Source organism: Candidatus Tectomicrobia bacterium (assembly GCA_016192135.1).
In the GTDB taxonomy this organism is placed as follows: domain Bacteria; phylum UBA8248; class UBA8248; order UBA8248; family UBA8248; genus 2-12-FULL-69-37.
In genome coordinates this window covers 1-16,839 of the sequence record JACPUR010000039.1, presented here as the reverse complement: position 1 = coordinate 16,839, position 16,839 = coordinate 1, and the positions used below count along the sequence as shown (strand labels likewise).

The following is a 16,839-nucleotide window of genomic DNA, read 5'->3' as shown; positions in this document are numbered from 1 at the left end:
TGCAGTTCAACGGGGAACGCTTCTTAATGTATTTGCTGTCTGCATATCGTTCGTAGCTTCTTGAGTCCTCCCGATTCTTTCAAAGGTCTTAGCACGATTTAAGTATGCTTTTTGGTATGTAGGATTAAGTTCGATGGCTTTAGAAAAATCAGCGATAGCGAGTTCAAACCTTTCTAACATACAAAATACACCACCTCGATTGTTGTATGCCTCTGCATCAACCGGATTTAGTTGAATAGCCTTATTCAGATCTTCTAGTGCTTCTTCAAATCGCCCTTGTTTGGCCAGACGAACACCTCGAGCAACGTAATTGTCAAGCCCCCCTCCCTTGATTCCATATTCTCTGTCGACCATCTCTCGGAATTCTATCTCGTCAATGTTTTGAAAGATATAAGATGATTTGGGAATATTGGTTGTGTCTGGGAGAAAGACAACGCCTATCTTGGCCTGCAAAATATGTATAGCGGCACACGCCGGATAGGCCGAATCAGAAATCATGAAGCTTATTGCATATCCGCCCTGTTCCACGGTCCCGAAAGGAATAACTTTTTCTGCTCCCACAGGAGGCAATACGACCGGTTCCGGGTAAACCCGCATATACGGCATATAACAAAAGTCATTCTTGTGCGTCGCGATTGGAATCTTGAATCCACCCACGTCTTTATGCTTTTGGTTATAGATGACGGCATCCATTGCATTGTTCATACGTGTATATGTCGAATGATCGGCGTCCGGATGTTCTGGACAGAGTATGGCCGAAATTGAGGCGGCTAGATTTCCCTCGGGTGGATGTGGCAAAGGCGGAAATTTTTCTGTCTGCATGTATTCTTGAAATTCTGAAAATGCATCCTGATTTCCAATCCAAGTTGTTTCAACATTATTGGCTCTTGCGTCTTTGATTGCGATGAGGCAAAAGTGAGGCTCGCCAATGGCAAGAATGAAATCTGTGGTAGAGGCATGGGCTTCTGTTGATTTCTCGTGCCAACGTAAAAAGTGGTCGATGACAGTTTGAAGGGTCGATTTCTCTATTGAAGGGATAGTTCGTATTGCTTCTTCTGCAAAATGCAGGTTTCCTGCGAAACTTACGCATAGGTTGCTTGAAAGAATCACCGACTTAAGTATCCCCTGCAAGGGATTCTGGTGAGTGGCATTTGTCAGTGTAAGCTGTGAGTCGCCAACGATACAGAAAAATTTGTTGGTTTTTTTAGCTACGACCAAACTCAAGAATAGCTCCTTCGCATCTTCTGATTGTTAATGGCGCTAGAATATATAGTATAATAAAAGACATGGTGCGCAAAGTTCGATATGTGGAGGTGCAAAAATGAAAATCCACCTCATCCGCATCGGCAATTCCCGCATTCTACCGCTCCCCGAATCCCTCCTCGCGCGGTGCGGTTTCGGAGAGGAAGCCGAGATTAGAGTGCGCGGAAAGGTGCTGGAAATCTCGCCGGTCCGGAAGCTGCGCGAAGGATGGGAGGAGGCCTTTAAGGAAATGGCCCGCCGGGGCGACAACGCTCCGCTGCTTTAGTTCTGCCCCTCTCGTTCTCTCCCCCCTACACCCCCCCGATCACCTCCGGATGCCTCCTCCAGAAGTACGCCCCCATGGCGAGGGCGGCGAGGAGGTGGGCGATGAGGATGTCCACGATGGTCACGGCCTCGAAGATCACCCCCACGAGCATCATGCCGAGGAAGGTGAACCACATCCCCAGGGTGGCGAGGAAGAGGACGGCGTAGAGCTCCCAGCCGGGGTTGCGCCGGCCGAAGTCGAGCACCAGGGCGCCGCCGATCCCCGCGGCGACGAAGGCGAGGCCGTGCACCACGCTGTAGATGAAGACCAGCGAGCCCGGGAAGGAGTCGCCGGGCGCGGCGGCGCGGGCGGCCCGGCCCTCGAGGAGGGCGGCCAGGCTCTGGCCCAGGGCGCCCGGGGTGTGGAGGGGCTGGCCCTCGAGGAGGTCGCGCAGGAAGAACCACAGGGCCACGGCCAGGGCGCCGAGGAGGCCGCTGGCGATGCCCTCCATCAGGACGCTCCGGGCGCGGGCGCCGGTGGCGAGCAAGGCTCCGGTGTGGGTGGCCGACGCGGTCATGGGGCTCTCCTTTCCCCCCATCGCCCTTCGCTCCGCTCAGGGCTCCCTCCCCCAAGGGGGCGGGATTCTTCCTTCCCCCCTCAGGGGGGGAGGCATTGGGGGGGTGGTTTGAAAGTAAACACTCGCCTCCTGGGATGGGAGACCGCTTTTCGGTATTCAGTATAGGCCTTTTATAGCATGATTGGTCATGTGCGGCCGGGGAAAATTCACGCAAGTGACTGGAGTTAAAGGATTTAGATATCCGGAAGTCAGGGGGCGAGGCGGCGGCGGGCCCATTTTCCCCCCGCCCCGAGGGCGTAGAGCACCCGGTCGTGCAGGCGGTCGTCGCGGTGCTGCCAGAACTCCACCTCGTGGGGATCGAGCCAGTAGCCGCCCCAGTGGGGGGGCCGGGGGACGGGCTTTCCCTCGAAGCGCCTGCGGACCTCCTCGACCCGGGCCATGAGGGCCTCGCGGCTCTCGATGGGCTGGCTCTGGGGGGAGGCCCAGGCGCCGAGCTTGGAGCCCTCGGGCCGGCCGGCGAAGTAGCGGTCGGCGGCCTCGTCCGGCAGGGGGCGGACCTCCCCCCGGACGCGCACCTGGCGGCCCAGCACGGACCAATGGAAGGTGAGGGCCGCCCCGTCGTTCCCGGCCAGGTCGCGCGCCTTGGGGCTCCCGGTGTGGGTGAAGAAGGGGAAGCCCGCCACCCCGAGGCGGAACTCCTGGGGGTCCTTGTAGAGCACCATCCGCCCCGAGGGCCGGCCCGCCTCGTCCACCGTGGCGAGGTGCATGGCGTCCGGCTGGAGCTGCCCCGCCTCGGCCGCCTCGCCGTACCAGCGGCGGAACTGGGCGAGGGGGTCCGGGTCCACGTTCCCGGGGTCGAGGGGCGCGCCGCGCAGGGCCTGGATGCGGTCGGTCATGATTGCCTCACTCCCTCTTCCGATGAGGGATAATTTCGCTCCACGGCATTCCCCTCACCCCGGCCCTCTCCCAAAGGGAGAGGGAGAGCGGCTACTTTCGTATCCGAGAGGTGACTTTCCGGCTTGGCGCCCCTCTCCCCCCGGGAGAGGGGAAGGGGGTGAGGGAAAGAGGAGCCGGAAATGTCGCTTATCGTTCGCTCCCGCTACCCCGCCACGATGGCGCCGTCCACGAGCCTCGGGACGGCCTCGGTCCAGTCGAGCCGGCCGCAGAAGGCGATGTCCTCGGCCATGCCGAGCGCCGTCAGGTGGCGGCCCCAGAAGGACTCGCGCAGGAGGCGCGGGAGGTCGCGGCCCGCCCCCTCGGCGACGCGCAGGGCGGCCTTGGCGGTGTCGGAGAGCTCGGTCTGCGCGAGCCCCAGCCGGGCGCGGACGTGGGCCAGGATGAACCCGGCCGCCACCGGGTCCTCCTCGCAGAAGCCGCCCTCGCGCCCCGAGCAGGCGATGAGGAGGGTCCTGCCCCGGCCCGCCCGGAGGTCCTCCGCGAGCGCCCGGCCCGCGGCCCGGGCGTTGGCGAGGGCCGCGACGTACACCCGCCCGCAGGGGGTGGCCGCCGCCAGGGTCTTGGTGCCGTTGCTGGTGGAGAGGACGAGGAGCCTACCCCCGATGCGCTCCGGCGTGAACTCGAGGGGGGAGTTGCCCGCGTCGTAGCCCTCGATGGGCTTCCCGTCCTGCTCCCCGCCGAGGACGACCTGGTCCTTCCCCAGCCTGGCGCGGAGCGCCGCGGCCAGTTCCCGGCCCGCCTGGGGGCTCGGGACGGGATGGACGGCGCGGCAGCCGTTCCCGAGCGCGGTCACGATGGTCGTGGTGGCGCGCAGCACGTCAATTACGGCGCAGACGACCTCCCCGGGCTCCGCCCCCCGCGCCCGCTTCGCGTCGGTCAGACGGATGGCCGCCTCGGCCGGGGTGAAGGCCACGTCGCACCAGGTCCGCATCCGCTCCTCCTGAAAGAATGTGCGAGGGCCGCGAGGCGGATTCTGGCACGCGGGCGCGGGCGAGGGAACCGCCGGAGCCGCCCCCGCGCGCGCTTGTCTTGACAGCCTACCCGGCCCCTCCGATGATGCCCGCACCTGAATCGCCTGTGAAACGCGGGAGAAATCCGTGGCAAAGCCGTCCAAGTCGAGAAGAAAGGCCTCCAAGAAGCCCGCCACCCCCGAGGACATCCAGCGCGCGCGCCGGCTGGCGGCGGGGTTGGAGGCCTCGTTCACCGTTCCGCCCCCGCCGGGGGCGCTGGCCCCGGCGCCCTTCCTGGACGAGCTCCGCGAGCTGGGCCCGGCGGGCGTCCTGGGGATGACCGAGCACCTGGCGGAGACGCCGCCCCGGGGGCGCGTCCCCACCCTGGCCGCGATGCGCGAGCTGGGCGACCGGGACGTGGTCCCGGCCCTGCTCGTCCACGCCCGCGCCCTTCGCTGGCCGCCCGAGGACCTGGCCGCGCTCGGGGAGGCCATCCGGGCGCTGGAGCCCGCGGCGGAACTTCCGGCGGAGCTCGATCCCGGGGCGCTCGACCGCACGAGGCGGGCGGCGGACCGCCTCTCGGGGGAGCTGGACCCCTCGGGGGCGGGCGAGGTGAGCGATCTCCTCCGCGGTCTCCCGCCCCGCCTCCGGGAGCTGGCCCTGCGCGGCGTGGCCGGGGAGGACGCCCGGCCCGCCTCTCTCCTGGCCCTGGCGCGCGCCATGGCGGAGCGGCGTGACGCGCCCCCCGTGCTCCTCATCGACGCCCTGGCCTCGCTCGAGACGAAGGAGGCCGCCGAGGCCCTGGCCGGGCTCGAGGCGGGGACGGCGGACAAGGAGACGAGCTCCCGCCTGCGCAAGGCCCTCTACCGGCTGCGCAACCGGGGCATCGCGGTGGAGGAGAAGGCGAAGGCGCCCGAGGCGCCCGCCTCCCCGGCTCCCGCCCCGGGCATCGACTTCGCGGTGGCGCGCATCAGCGCCGTGGACGGCCTGGGCCGGATGATGGTGTGGATCGCCCGCTCCCTCCAGCCCCGGGGGCGCTTCGTCGCCGAGGCCATGCTGCGGCGGGGCCAGGGCATCGAGGACTTCGCCACCGGGGAGCTGGGCGCGAAGGAGCTGCGCGAGGTCCTCACCCGCATCGGGGGGCCCGAGTCCTCCCTCGCCACCTGCGAGGCCCCCCTGGGCTACGCCATCTGGCTCCTCCAGCGCGCCCAGCGCGAGGCCGAGCGCGAGGGCCAGGCCCTGCCCGCGGGCTTCACCCGGGCGAAGCTCCTCCTGGAGCCCCTGGCCGATCCGGTGGCCTTCCCGCCGGGGGACGCCCACCCGGTCCTGCGCCACGTCCAGCCCCCGGGGCCGGGGGAGCCCCGGCTCGAGCCGAAGGACCTCTTCGAGCAGCGGGCCTTCTGGAGCTGGCTCATCGAGGAGCGGAAGATCCTCCCCCACCTGCGCACCCTGGTGGACTCCCTCCAGAGCAAGGTGGCGCTCGACGAGGCCCAGCGGCGGGAGCGGCTGGAGCGGATCGTCGCGGACGCCGCGAAGGCCCTGTTCGGGGACGACCCCCTGCGCTCCCGCATGAGCGGGGCCCTCGAGGACAACGCTTATTTCTTCCACCTCTCGGGCCAGCCGGGCCTGGCCCGGGAGTGCCTTGCCCTGGCCGGGGAAATGCGGGCCGGGGAGGGCGAGCCCCCCCGCTTCTTCCGCGAGATGGTGCACCTCTCGCTGAGCGTCATGCTGGACCGCCTCGCCCGGCAGCAGGGCCACGCAGCGGGGGCCGCCCAGGGCGGGGAAGAGGAAACCCGGGAAGAGGCCGGGGAGAGCCGCATCATCACCCCTTGAGCGGAGGGAGCCACGCGTGAAATTCGGCTGGGACCACGTTCACTTCGTCTGCCGCGACGCGGAGGGGATGGCCGGGTACTTCGAGCGGGTGTTCGGGGCGGAGCGGGTGCGGGTGGACGAGAACCTGCGCGGCGCCCGGAACATCACCCTCCGGATCGGGGACTGCCGCCTCATGGTGCGCGGGACCCGGCCCGGCGAGCGCTTCGACGCCCAGGCGCCCCGGCTCGTCGAGGGGCTCGACCACCTCGGCCTCTCGGTGGACGACCTGCGGGCGGCCTATCCCGTCCTTAAGGAGCGGGGGGCCAAGTTCATCGTCGGCCCCGAGGCCGGGGTGGGCGGCCGGCTCATCGCCTTCGTCGAGGGCCCCGAGAACATCCGCATCGAGCTCTGCGAGCCGATGAAGGGGTGAGGGGCCCTAGGGGCGGGCCGGCCCCCCGGCCCCTGAAAATCCGCCGGGCGCAAGGGTTCGAGTCCCCTGTCCGGCACCATTTTCCGCCGGCTGATCCATCCCAAAATATGTACTTGACGACATATGTATCTGGAGGCATACTTAAAAAGTGAGATGGGAGATCCTGTTTCATGGCGCCTTTGAGCGCGAGTTTGACGAATTGCAGGAGGACGTGCAGGACGAATTGCTGGCGCACGCAAGATTGCTTGAGGAATTCGGCCCGTCCCTGAAACGGCCCTGGGCCGATACGCTGAAAGGCTCCCGGCACGCCAACATGAAGGAATTGCGGTTCCAGGCCGGGGATGGCGTCTGGCGGGTCGCCTTCGCCTTTGATCCGAAGCGGCGCGCCGTTCTGCTCGTGTGCGGGGACAAGAGCGGCGGGGGCGAGCAGCGGTTTTACCGGAACCTTATCCGCAAGGCGGACCAGCGGTTCGGCGAGCATCTTGCCGGGCTGGAGAAAGAGGAAGGAAGATAGCCATGGCGGCGACGCTGAAAGAAAAGATGAAGAAGCTGCCCGCGAGGCGGCGGCGGAAGATCGAGAAAAGGGCGGCGGAACTGATCGCCGGGGAAATGTCCCTGCGCGACCTCAGAAAGGCGCATCGGCTGACCCAGAAGCGCGTGGCCAAGAGCCTCGGCATCACCCAGGACGGCGTGTCGCGGCTCGAAAAGCGCTCCGACCTGCTGATTTCGACCCTGCACGGCTACGTGCGCAGCATGGGCGGGACGCTGCACCTCGTGGCCGAATTCCCGGACCGACCGCCCGTGAAATTGAAGGGCTTCGGCGAGATGGAGGGCAGGGCCGAAAAGAACGGCGCGTGATGTATGTGCGGGCCGGTCCAAGGGAATCCCACCCGCGCCCGCGGCCGGCTCATCGCCTTCGTCGAGGGCCCCGAGAACATCCGCATCGAGCTCTGCGAGCCGATGAAGGGGTGAGGGGGGCGATCCCACAGGACTTAAATACCTCAACATAACGCCTTCCCCATGGAATGGCGGGACGGCTGTCATGAGCGCCGAGAGCCTGTCCCGCCCCCGCCGGCAACACCATCGAGGTGTTCCATGACGACTTATGCAAAAAAGGATTTCCCGGTGTCGGAAATCCGGCGGTTCCTCGAGCCGGGCCCCATTGTCCTGGTGAGTTCTGCATGGAAGGACGAGACCAACATCCTGACCATGGGATGGCACATGGTGATGGAGTTCCAGCCGTCGCTCGTCGGGTGCTACATCTGGAACGCCAATCACAGCTTCGACATGATCCGCAAGAGCAGGGAATGCGTGATCAACGTTCCGACGGTGGAACTCGGGGCTCAAGTCGCCGGCATCGGCAACTGCTCGGGCCGCGATGTCGACAAATTCTCAAGGTTTAAGCTGACGGCGGCGCCGGGCGAGAAGGTCAACGCCCCCCTGATCGAGGAGTGCTACGCCAATTTCGAATGCCGGCTCATCGATTCAAGCCTGATCAGGAAATACAGCCTGTTCGTCCTGGAGGTTGTGAAAGCCCGTGCGCCGGTTTCGCCTAAATATCCGCAGACCCTGCACTATCGCGGCGACGGCCGGTTCATGATCTCGGGGCCGACGGTCGGCAGGTACCGCAAATGGTTCAGGCCGGAAATGCTGTAACCGTCGCTTTCCATTTCTAGCCTGCGCACAAGGACGAATTCTCCCTCTCAAATCCGAAACGCCGTGATGAGCACCCCGCCCGCGACCACGAGGACGGTGGCCATCACGTCCCGCCAGGTGATGCGCTCGATCTGACCCAGGAAGAAATAGCTGATGAGGAGGACCCAGAAAGGGGCCATCCGGCTGAGGGGGAGGGTGGTCGAGACGCTCCCGATGAGGATGGCGTTCCAGAGGAGGATGGAGCTCACGCAGCTGCACCCCCCCGCGATCAGCAGCCAGCGCCAGGCCGGCCGCCCCACCGAGAGCCTCACCTCGGCCGGGCGGAGCCCCTTGAAGGCCAGGGTCACGAGGTTCCCCACCGAGAAGGCCACCGCCATGCCCACGTAGGGGGTCCGCTGGTGGGCGTAGGCCAGCTTCGAGAACACGGGGGGGAGGGCGTAGGCGAGGGAGCAGACGGCCGGATAGACGACCCCGGCCTGGAGCCAGCCGCCCAGGCGCTCCCGCTCGGCCTCGGTGGGGCTCAGGATGACCACCCCGGCGACGATGCCCAGGGTGCCGAGGATGATCCCCGCGGTGGGGGCCTCCCCGAGGACGAGGGCGGCGAAGGCGATGCCCCAGATGGGGGTCGAGGAGGCGATGGTGGTCGAGCGGCTGAGGCCGATGCGGGTGATGCCGATGAAGCCGAACAGGCGGCCGATCCCGGGGCCTATCACGCCGACCATCGCGTACCAGAACAGGGGCCAGAAGGTGGAGGCGAGGAGGGTGCCGTCCCAAAGGGAGAGGATGAGCCCGCCCGTCGCCGTGCAGCCGTTGATGACCAGGGCGGCGGCGAAGGGGCTGGCGTTGCGCATCCCCATCCGGACGAGGGCCTGGGCGACGGCGTAGGTGAGCGAGGAGAGGATGGCCAGGAGCTCGGCCAGGCCGATGAGCGAGATGGCGGCCGTCATCCGCCGGCCTTGGCGGCGGGAGGAAGGCTCCGGTAGAAGGCGCAGCCGCGGCGGAGGATGCACTCCCCGCACCGGGGGGCGCGGGCGGTGCAGACGGCCCGGCCGAAGGCCAGGAGGTTCATGTGCAGCTCGTGGGCCCGGCCGGGGGGGACGAGGGGCGCCAGCTCCCCGTGGGCCTTCTCGGGGGTGACGCGCGGGCCGATGAGGCCGAGGCGCCGGGCGATGCGGTGGATGTGCACGTCCACCGGGAAAAGGTCCCGCGAGGAGGCCTTCATCAGGGTGACGTAGGCGGTCTTGACCCCGATGCCCTTGTGGCGCGTCAGGAGGGCCACGGCCTCGGCGTCGGGGGCGTCGTGGAGGAACTCGAGCGAGAGCTCCCCCCGCTCCCGCTTCAGCCACCGCAGAAAGGAGGAGATCCGGGCCGACTTCTGGTTGGCCAGGCCCCCCTGCCGGATGGCGGCGGCGATCCCGGCGGGGCGGGCCGCGGCGGCCTGCTCCCAGGCGGGGAAGCGCCGCTTCAGGCCGCCGAAGGCGAGGTCGCGGTTGTGGTCGGTGGTGCTCTGGGAGAGCAGGGTCTCGATCAAGGCGTCGAGGATGCCGGCCCGGGCCTCGCGGGAGGGGACGCCGAAGCGTTCACGGAGGTGGTCCGCCAGGCGCCGCGTCAGGCGCTTCTTGGACCGGAAATCAAGGGCGGAGGAGGGGGATGCCTTTGGCGGCACGCGGAAGCCCTTTGGACGGCCCGGCCCGGAAACCGGTTCCCGGGAGGCCGGTCAAAGATAGGGGGGACGGGGCGGGTTGGCAATCCGGCGCGAGGCGGGCGCCTCAGAGGCCCCGGCGGATCGGGGGGGGCGCCGGGGCCGCGCCGGCCGGGCGCGCCTCCTCCCGGGCGTCCTTCTCCCTGGCCGGAATGAAGGCCAGCAGGGGGGAGACGGGGCGCTTGTGGCGGAACACCTCGGCCATCCGCTTCAGGTTCCGGTACCGCGCCATCACCCGGGCGATGTAGCGCTCCGTCTCGGGGTAAGGGGGGATGCCCCCGTAGCGCTCCACCTTGGTGGGGCCGGCGTTGTAGGAGGCGAGGGCCAGCCTGAGGTCCCAGTCGTGCCGTTCCAGGAGCATCTGCAGGTAGCGGACGCCGCCCTCGATGTTCTCCCCCACGTCGAAAGGATCCCGAAGGCCCAGGTATTCGGCCGTCTCCCGGGTGATCTGCATGAGGCCGATCGCCCCCTTGGAGGAGACGGCGCGGGGCTCGAACTGGCTCTCTTCCTGCACCACGGCCAGGACCAGGAAAGGATCCACGCCGTAGCGGGCGGAATGATGGTGGATGAGCCAGTGGAGATCGGGCTCCTGGCCCTCCTCGAAAGCCGGGAAGGCCTCCGGAACCTGGCGCGCCGCCAGGGGGAGGAGGGGCGCCGAGGCCCTCTCCAGGCGGGCTTCCTCCCGGCTGGCCTCGGCCGAATCCGGCGGAAGAGGACTCCGCCGGCCCGAATCCGCCAGCGTCAGGAACAGAAAGGGCAGCAGCGCGCCCAGGGCGGCTCCCCGGCGCAGCCAGGCCCAGACGGAACCCTTCAGGATCCGCTGGAGCGGGGTCAGTTCAGCCAGGAGGACGGCCAGGTAAAGGAGCGAGAAGCCGATGAGCAGGCACAACAGTAGCACCATGACCAGCTTCCCCTGTGGTCTGAGCTTGCGGTGTCGTCTCGGGCCGTCGCGGGCGGTTCAGGCGATCAGGCGGCATGCGCGCTGCCGGGGAAGCTGGGCTGGCCGGCCGATGGGCCACCCGGCCCTGCCCGCCGGAGACGCCGTGTCTCCTTCCGGGCAGACGAACGATAGTCAATGGGAAGGGGAGGGGCAACCTGGGGACATACCCCAAAGGCCCAAAATTCTTCGTTTATTTATATATATTGTAGAATTTTTTTGAAATTTTTCAATATCTTGTGGGGTTTGGCCCGCTCAATCGACTCAATTGAGGTGTATTCGCTCGGGACCACCCACGCCTGGACCCCCGCCGCATGGGCCGTACGCACGTCGATTGCGGTGTCTCCCACAAGGACGGCTTCCTCGGGGGGCACCCCCAGCACCTCCAGTGCGGCCAGGGCCATGGCCGGGTCCGGCTTGGGGGGAAAGCCCTGGAGGTTCCCGTACACGACCTTCATCCGTTCGTGGAGGCCGAAGTGCTCGAGCTGGCGGACGCAGTAGTTCCAGGACTTGTTGGTGACGCAGGCCATGGGGACCCCCCGGGCCTCCAGGGCCTCCAGGGTGCATTTCACCCCATCGAGGAGCCGGGTGCCCGAGAGGAAATGGACGGCGTAGTGGGCGCGGTAGATCCGGGCCGCCTCCCGGGCCGTCTCCCCCCCCCAGAGTTCGGTGAAGCGATCCTCCAGGGTGGGGCCGATGGAGGCGGACACCTCCTCGTCCGTCATCTCGGGCTTCCCGAGATCCCGGCAGGTGAGGCGCATGCAAAGGGCGATGCCCGGGTAGCTGTCCACCAGGGTGCCGTCGTGGTCGAACAGGATGGCGCGCGGGGGCATGAGCGGGGGCATTCCTCCCGGAGCCGGGCGGCGGGAGCGATCATGCTATGATCGCTCCGGTGAAAGCCGCCGAACCATACACCAAGCCGGTGGACATGGCGAGCCGATGACGACCGAACGCGGCGTTTCCCGCCTTCTTCCCCCCGATCCTCCCGACCGGCGCCTGGACCCGGCCCGGGTGGACCTCAAGGGGATGGAGGAGGCCGGGCTTTCCGCCCTCTGCGAGGAGCTGGGGGAGCTCCCTTACCGGGGGCGGCAGCTCTGCGCCTGGATCTACGGCCGGGGCGAGTGCGATTTCGAGCGGATGACGGACCTCTCGAGGGAGTTCCGCGCGAAGCTGGCGGAGCGGGCCCGCGTGGGCTTCTTCTCGCCCGGACGGGCCGAGGAGGCACCGGACGGCACCCGGAAGTACGCCTGGGAGCTCTCGGGCGGGGCCCGGATCGAGAGCGTCAAGATTCCCATGCCCCGGGCCGAGGGGCCCGTGCGCTGGGCCCTGTGCCTCTCGACCCAGGCGGGCTGCGCCATGGGGTGCGCTTTTTGCCTGACGGGGCGGATGGGCCTGGTGCGCGACCTCTCGGCGGGCGAGATCGCCGAGCAGTTCCTGGCCGCCCGGCGGGACCTCCCGCCCAGGGAGCGCTTCCACAACATCGTCTTCATGGGGATGGGGGAGCCCCTCGAGAACTTCGGGCCCTCGGCGACGGCCGCCCGCATCCTCATCCACCCCCGGGCCGGCGGCGTCTCCGCCCGGCGGCTCACGGTCTCGACGGTGGGCATCGCCCCCCGCCTCGCGGAGTTCGCCCGCGCCGTCCCCGGCGTGGGGCTCGCCGTCTCCCTCCACGCGGCCGACGACGCCACCCGGGGCCGGCTCGTCCCCGTCAACCGCAAGTGGAACCTCGACGCCCTGCTGCGCGCCTGCCGGGAGCTCCCCATCCCGGAGCGGCGGCGGGTCACCTTCGAGTACGTCCTCCTCCAGGGGGTGAACGATTCCGCCGAGGACGCCCGGCGGCTGGCCCGCCTCCTGCGGGGCGTCCGGTGCAAGATAAACCTGCTGCCCTGGAACCCCTTTCCCGGGGCCCTCTTCGAGCGGCCCTCCCCGGAGCGGGTGGAGGCCTTCCGGCGGGAGCTCGTCCGGGCCGGCTTCACCGCCACCGTCCGCCAGAGCAAGGGGCTCCCCATCCGCGCCGCCTGCGGCCAGCTCGCCGACGACGAGCGGCTGGCGGCGCGGATGAACAGAAAGCTGCATGCCCGTTCCAAGGCCTGAGCCCTCCCCATCCTCCCCGGCAAGGGACTGACCCCCCTCATCCCCCCCTTGGCAAGGGGAGGCGAGGGGGGGTGATTTCCGCCCGGGGGCGGGGGGGGCGGCCCCTGATTGGAATCATTCTCTCTACAGAGGGGCGTATTGTAGTGCGCGCCTACGGGGAGATGTTGTCGTTTGTGTGAAGAGGATGGAAGGCCGCCTTGCTGCTTTTCCCCTCCCCCTCCGGGGGAGGGTCGGGGTGGGGGAGGCCCAGAGGGGTGTTTCCCTCCCCCTACCCCCTCCCGGAGGGAGGGGGAAAGGCCGCACCAGCAAGATGGAGAACATCCTTAAGTAGGGGCGTATTGCAATACGCCCCTACGGTTCGCATAAAAAAAAGCCGGGGGGCCCCCAAGGCCCCCCGGCATCCGCGTCTCTTCTGTGCGCAGATGTGTTACGCGTTCACGTGACGCCTACCAGGTGTGGCGGAACTCGTAGTACACCGCCCAGCTGTCGTCCCATCCGCTGGCGCCGGTCGGCTGGCCGTAGTCGCCGGCAAACAGGTAGGAGCCCTGCACCCACAGCGCGAGCTGCTTGTAGATGTTCCAGCGGAAGCCCAGCTCGACCGCCGTGCCGTAGAGCTTGTCGCTCACGAAGGTGGCGGCGCCGACCTGGGGCGCCTTCTCCGCCGAGTAGATGAGCGAGACGCCGCCCTCGACCTGCAAGGCGGGCGTCACCTGGTACTTGGCGAGGATCTCGGGCATGTTGATGCCGTTCAGCTGCGTGTTGCGGCCGTCGCCCGTGCCCGTGCGGTTCGAGACGATGTTGCCCGTCCCCAGGCCCGGGTTGTTGGTGGTGATGGTAGAGAAGCGGCGGCCCGTCAGGATGTTCGGGCCCTCGAGATAGCCGGCCGAGTTCGGGAACACGAACCGGTTCAGCTCGTTGTCGGGCTGCTGCTGGGTGTTGCCCGTGGCCGCGACCGGGTCGTCGTCGCCCGAGAGGTAGGTGTAGTAGAAGCCGACCTTCAGCCGGCCGAAGGTGAGCCAGCTGCGGATCATCAGGGCGTAGGCCTCGATGTCCACGCTCTTGAGGCCCGCCGCCCGGCCGGCTCCGGTCACCTCGGCGGACGTGCCGTCCTCGTAGATGCCCTGGACCTCGAGGTCCAGGATGCCCAGCTTGGCCTGGCCGTGCAGGGCGAAGTAAAAGAGGTCGAAGTCGGTGGTGTTGGTGGCGCCGTTGCGCCGCGAGTTGGCGACCCAGGGGGTGATGGCGATCTGGGGCGCCGCCTGCCACTTGAGGGCCAGGTAATGGTTGTCGGCGTCGGTGGCCGCCGTGACGCCCTCGCTGAGCTTGACGGTGAAGGCGCTCAGCGAGACCGGGCCGAAGAGCCGGCCGTAGAGGGCCAGGCCGTCCTGCCGGTGGACGCCGATGGTGTCGAAGATCTCGCCGGTCGGATCGGTGTAGTCGGTGCGGCCGACCCGCGCCCTGAGGGTGGTGCCGGGGACGGCGAAGTCGATCAGCCAGCGGTTGACGGCGGTCGTGGTGTCCGCGGTCGTCGAGCCGAAGACGTGGTTGCCGTCGCTGTAGTCGAGCTCGTAGATGGCCCACAGCCGCCCGCCCTCGGAGGTGGCGGTGAAGCGGGGCCGCACGAGGGCGTCCATGTACTGGCTGCCGTCGTGGGTGTTCTCGTTGCGGTCGAGGTCTTCCGTCGTGATGCCGCGCAGGCGGAAGATGCCCGTGTACTTGAAGTCGGCGGCGTAGGAGGGAGCCGCCAGGCTGGCCGCGAGCACGCCCGCGGCCAGGGCCAGCAGGTATTTCCGCATAGGTTTGCTCTCCTGTGAATGCATTTCCGTTGTTGCTGGGGCAGAAGAGACGCAGTCGTTGCTTCGATTAGGAAATTGTGTGCCGGTTCTCCTCCTCTCCAGGGGCGGAATCCCACCACGGCTCCACGAAAAAAGGGCCATGGGGGCGCTGAGCCCCGCACGGCCCTTTCGGTCAGGGACGGCTGCAACCGTCCCGCTTCTCCGACCGCTCGCGCGGACCGGACATCCTGCCTCGCCCGGGGAAGGCTCAGGGGGTGTGCGGCCCCCGGCAGCCTTCCCCGCGGAGGGCGGGGCCCTAGGGCCCCGCCGCTCCGCCGGTTTCCGTATGGGTAGTGCCCCGGAAACCGCATGGGAATCAGAGGCGAAGAGAAGAGCCGCCGAGGGTGCGGCCCCAAGCAACCCTTCCCTTCGCCAAGAAGCGGGCGTCCCCGCTTCATCGCTCAGCCGGTTTCATCGGCCCGCCAAAAACAAAAAGGGAAAGGCACGCGGGATACCCAAAGGCCCCGCACGGCCTTTCCCCTTGTTTTTTAAAGCCTCGCAGGGGCGTCCCCCTGGAGCTTCATTCCGTTCAATTTTGAAATTCTATGGAAATAAGTAGTTCATATCGGGTTTACGTGTCAATGGGAAAGAATTCCCGCATGCGAAATTTAAGCGAAATGTGCTGGAAAATGTACTGAAAAAGAAAAGCCGGGGGGCCCCCAAGGCCCCCCGGCAACCGCGTCTCTTCCGATGCGCCGGAATCTAGGCGCTTATGTGTCGTCTACCAAGTGTGGCGCAGCTCGTAATAGAGGGCCCACGCATCGTCCGGAGCCCTGCCGCCCTCTATCTTGCCGTAGTCGCCCGCGGAGAGGTAGGAGCCGAACCCCCACAGGGCGAGCTGCTTGTATATCTTCCACTTGAGCCCGGCCTCGAACACCCAGCCGACATCCTTGTCGTTCGTGAAGCCGTCGCTGGTGATCTTCTCCGCCGACTCGACGTATGAGATGTTCCCCACGATGTCGAGGGCCGGGGTGACCTGGAACACCGCCAGGAGCTCGGGGACGAGCAGGCCGTTGGCCCGGCAGCTTGCCTGAGTGCAGGTGCCCGTGCCGATGCCCGAGGCGCTGGACAGGTTGTTGCCCGTGGCGCCCGTCTGGGCCCGGGTGATGGTGGAGTACCGGACGCCGGTGATGATGTTCGGGATGTCGAGGGCGCCGGCCTGGGTGGGGAACACGAACCCCTCGAAGTCGTTGTTGTCCGGGTTGTCCTCACCCGAAAGCCAGGTGAGGTAGAAGCCGAGCTTCAGCTTCCCGAACGTCAACCAGCTGCGGAGCAGGAGGGCGTAGGCGTCGAGGTCGATGTCCCGCCCGCCGACGCCTCCGTTCTCGGCGTGGGTCCCGTTCTCGTAGATGCCCTGGAGCTCAAGGTCCAGGATGCCCAGCTTGGCCTGGCCGTGGAGGGCGTAGTAGTACCGCGAATAGTCGGTCGCGGCGGTGGTCCCGTTGCGGCGGGAGACGCCGAACCAGGGGGTGATGGCGATCTGGGGCGCCGCCTGCCACTTGAGGGCGAGGTAGTAGTTGTCCGAATCGGTGGCGGCCGTCAGGCCCTCGCTGAGCTTGACGGTGAAGACGCTCAGGCTGACCGGGCCGAAGAGCCGGCCGTAGAGGGCCAGGCCGTCCTGCCGGTGGAGGCCGTTGCTGTCGAAGATCTCCGACGTGGGGTCGGTGTAGTCGGTGCGGCCGACGCGCGCCCTGAGGGTGGTGCCGGGGACGGCGAAGTCGATGAGCCAGCGGTTGACCGCGGCCACGGCGTCGCCGGTGGTGCTGCCGAACAGGTGGTTGGCGCCGCCGGAGCCCACGCCGCCGAGGCCTGAATTGTAGTCAAGCTCGTAGATGGCCCAGATCCGGCCGCCTTCGGAGGTGGCGGTGAAGCGGGGCCGGACGAGCGCGTCATAGTACTGGAACCCGTCGTGGAGGTTCTCGTTGCGGTCCAGGTCTTCCGCCGTGATGCCCCGGATTCGGAAGATGCCTGTGTACTTGAAGTCGGCGGCGTAGGAGGGAGCCGCCAGGCTGGCCGCCAGGAGGGCAACCGCCAAAGCCAAAAGGTATTTCCTCATTTTGTCTTCTCCTCAAGAAATTCCTGTCATTTCCGTCTTCATGGAAGAGACGCGGTTGTGGCCTTGCCAGCGTGCTCCTGCAGGTCCTCCCTGGTTGGGCGCTCGTCCCGGCCGGATGAATTCTCACCCCTGCCCGGGCCGCGCGCGGGCCCAAAAAAAAGAAAGGCCGATGCGGGTCAGCTTTACAAAGGCCCGCACGGCCTTCCCCGTTTTTCCCGGCTCCGAGCTTCTGAAAGCCGCCCCTCGGGGGGGCCTGGCCTCCCGCCTGAATGTCCGCGCCTCGCTGGACGCACTTCAAAAAAGAAAGGCCGCTGCGGGTCAGCTTT

At 67.1% G+C, this 16,839-nt stretch carries 16 protein-coding genes; 6 read left to right on the top strand and 10 right to left on the bottom strand.

Translation table 11 applies throughout. The features are described 5' to 3' along the window. Positions 1 to 6: 6 nt before the first annotated feature. The 4 genes from HYZ11_16685 to HYZ11_16670 all read right to left on the bottom strand — a co-directional run bounded on the left by HYZ11_16685 (position 7) and on the right by HYZ11_16670 (position 3,972). The gene (locus HYZ11_16685) at positions 7 to 1,224 is read right to left on the bottom strand and encodes a tetratricopeptide repeat protein (GenBank protein ID MBI3129246.1); all 1,218 of its coding nucleotides are present in this window, start codon (positions 1,222 to 1,224) and stop codon (positions 7 to 9) included. A 329-nt stretch (positions 1,225 to 1,553) separates the two neighbouring features. Continuing rightward, positions 1,554 to 2,084: a hypothetical protein gene (locus HYZ11_16680; GenBank protein MBI3129245.1), complete on the bottom strand. Its 531-nt coding sequence runs from the start codon at positions 2,082 to 2,084 to the stop codon at positions 1,554 to 1,556. A gap of 248 nt (positions 2,085 to 2,332) precedes the next feature. Then, a complete protein-coding gene (pdxH, locus tag HYZ11_16675) occupies positions 2,333 to 2,980 on the bottom strand; it encodes a pyridoxamine 5'-phosphate oxidase (GenBank protein MBI3129244.1) in 648 nt (215 codons plus the stop codon). Between the two features lie 203 nt (positions 2,981 to 3,183). Further along, positions 3,184 to 3,972: a 2-phosphosulfolactate phosphatase gene (locus HYZ11_16670; GenBank protein ID MBI3129243.1), complete on the bottom strand. Its 789-nt coding sequence runs from the start codon at positions 3,970 to 3,972 to the stop codon at positions 3,184 to 3,186. Between the two features lie 166 nt (positions 3,973 to 4,138). Here HYZ11_16670 and HYZ11_16665 point away from each other — a divergent pair, with 166 nt between their 5' ends. The 5 genes from HYZ11_16665 (at position 4,139) to HYZ11_16645 (ending at position 7,889) form a co-directional block, all read left to right on the top strand. Next, positions 4,139 to 5,824 (top strand): hypothetical protein, encoded by a 1,686-nt coding sequence (locus HYZ11_16665; protein MBI3129242.1) that lies wholly within the window; start codon positions 4,139 to 4,141, stop codon positions 5,822 to 5,824. A gap of 16 nt (positions 5,825 to 5,840) precedes the next feature. Continuing rightward, positions 5,841 to 6,233 carry a VOC family protein gene (locus HYZ11_16660; protein MBI3129241.1) on the top strand — a complete coding sequence of 131 codons (393 nt, stop codon included), beginning with the start codon at positions 5,841 to 5,843 and terminating at the stop codon, positions 6,231 to 6,233. 148 nt (positions 6,234 to 6,381) lie between these two features. After that, positions 6,382 to 6,747 carry a type II toxin-antitoxin system RelE/ParE family toxin gene (locus HYZ11_16655; GenBank protein ID MBI3129240.1) on the top strand — a complete coding sequence of 122 codons (366 nt, stop codon included), beginning with the start codon at positions 6,382 to 6,384 and terminating at the stop codon, positions 6,745 to 6,747. A gap of 2 nt (positions 6,748 to 6,749) precedes the next feature. After that, the gene (locus tag HYZ11_16650; protein ID MBI3129239.1) at positions 6,750 to 7,091 is read left to right on the top strand and encodes an XRE family transcriptional regulator; all 342 of its coding nucleotides are present in this window, start codon (positions 6,750 to 6,752) and stop codon (positions 7,089 to 7,091) included. Between the two features lie 237 nt (positions 7,092 to 7,328). Further along, positions 7,329 to 7,889 carry a flavin reductase family protein gene (locus HYZ11_16645; GenBank protein ID MBI3129238.1) on the top strand — a complete coding sequence of 187 codons (561 nt, stop codon included), beginning with the start codon at positions 7,329 to 7,331 and terminating at the stop codon, positions 7,887 to 7,889. A 47-nt stretch (positions 7,890 to 7,936) separates the two neighbouring features. Here the strand turns inward: HYZ11_16645 and HYZ11_16640 are convergent, their stop codons facing one another. The 4 genes from HYZ11_16640 to HYZ11_16625 form a co-directional block, all read right to left on the bottom strand. Next, entirely contained in the window at positions 7,937 to 8,836 is a 900-nt protein-coding gene (locus HYZ11_16640; GenBank protein MBI3129237.1) for a DMT family transporter, read from the bottom strand. Beyond that, positions 8,833 to 9,555 carry an endonuclease III gene (locus tag HYZ11_16635; protein ID MBI3129236.1) on the bottom strand — a complete coding sequence of 241 codons (723 nt, stop codon included), beginning with the start codon at positions 9,553 to 9,555 and terminating at the stop codon, positions 8,833 to 8,835. Before HYZ11_16635 ends, HYZ11_16640 begins: the two co-directional genes overlap by 4 nt. Before the next feature lie 103 nt (positions 9,556 to 9,658). Further along, entirely contained in the window at positions 9,659 to 10,261 is a 603-nt protein-coding gene (locus HYZ11_16630; protein MBI3129235.1) for a transglycosylase SLT domain-containing protein, read from the bottom strand. A 464-nt stretch (positions 10,262 to 10,725) separates the two neighbouring features. Continuing rightward, positions 10,726 to 11,361: an HAD-IA family hydrolase gene (locus HYZ11_16625; protein MBI3129234.1), complete on the bottom strand. Its 636-nt coding sequence runs from the start codon at positions 11,359 to 11,361 to the stop codon at positions 10,726 to 10,728. A 163-nt stretch (positions 11,362 to 11,524) separates the two neighbouring features. On the opposite strand from HYZ11_16625, the gene rlmN reads away from it, so the two are divergent. Beyond that, positions 11,525 to 12,622: a 23S rRNA (adenine(2503)-C(2))-methyltransferase RlmN gene (gene rlmN / locus HYZ11_16620; protein ID MBI3129233.1), complete on the top strand. Its 1,098-nt coding sequence runs from the start codon at positions 11,525 to 11,527 to the stop codon at positions 12,620 to 12,622. Positions 12,623 to 13,068: 446 nt separating this feature from the next. Here the strand turns inward: rlmN and HYZ11_16615 are convergent, their stop codons facing one another. Together HYZ11_16615 and HYZ11_16610 are read right to left on the bottom strand one after the other, a co-directional pair. Then, positions 13,069 to 14,418, bottom strand: coding sequence for a hypothetical protein (locus HYZ11_16615; protein MBI3129232.1), 1,350 nt, complete (start codon positions 14,416 to 14,418; stop codon positions 13,069 to 13,071). Positions 14,419 to 15,178: 760 nt separating this feature from the next. Continuing rightward, a complete protein-coding gene (locus HYZ11_16610) occupies positions 15,179 to 16,513 on the bottom strand; it encodes a hypothetical protein (GenBank protein MBI3129231.1) in 1,335 nt (444 codons plus the stop codon). Between the last annotated feature and the right edge of the window lie 326 nt (positions 16,514 to 16,839).

Bases quoted from the DNA above. Each gene is read 5' to 3' on its own strand.
- HYZ11_16680 (MBI3129245.1), bottom strand. From the start codon at position 2,084: ATGACCGCGTCGGCCACCCACACCGGAGCCTTGCTCGCCACCGGCGCC.
- pdxH (MBI3129244.1), bottom strand. From the start codon at position 2,980: ATGACCGACCGCATCCAGGCCCTGCGCGGCGCGCCCCTCGACCCCGGG.
- HYZ11_16670 (MBI3129243.1), bottom strand. From the start codon at position 3,972: ATGCGGACCTGGTGCGACGTGGCCTTCACCCCGGCCGAGGCGGCCATC.
- HYZ11_16650 (MBI3129239.1), top strand. From the start codon at position 6,750: ATGGCGGCGACGCTGAAAGAAAAGATGAAGAAGCTGCCCGCGAGGCGG.
- HYZ11_16645 (MBI3129238.1), top strand. From the start codon at position 7,329: ATGACGACTTATGCAAAAAAGGATTTCCCGGTGTCGGAAATCCGGCGG.
- HYZ11_16640 (MBI3129237.1), bottom strand. From the start codon at position 8,836: ATGACGGCCGCCATCTCGCTCATCGGCCTGGCCGAGCTCCTGGCCATC.
- HYZ11_16625 (MBI3129234.1), bottom strand. From the start codon at position 11,361: ATGCCCCCGCGCGCCATCCTGTTCGACCACGACGGCACCCTGGTGGAC.
- HYZ11_16615 (MBI3129232.1), bottom strand. From the start codon at position 14,418: ATGCGGAAATACCTGCTGGCCCTGGCCGCGGGCGTGCTCGCGGCCAGC.
- HYZ11_16610 (MBI3129231.1), bottom strand. From the start codon at position 16,513: ATGAGGAAATACCTTTTGGCTTTGGCGGTTGCCCTCCTGGCGGCCAGC.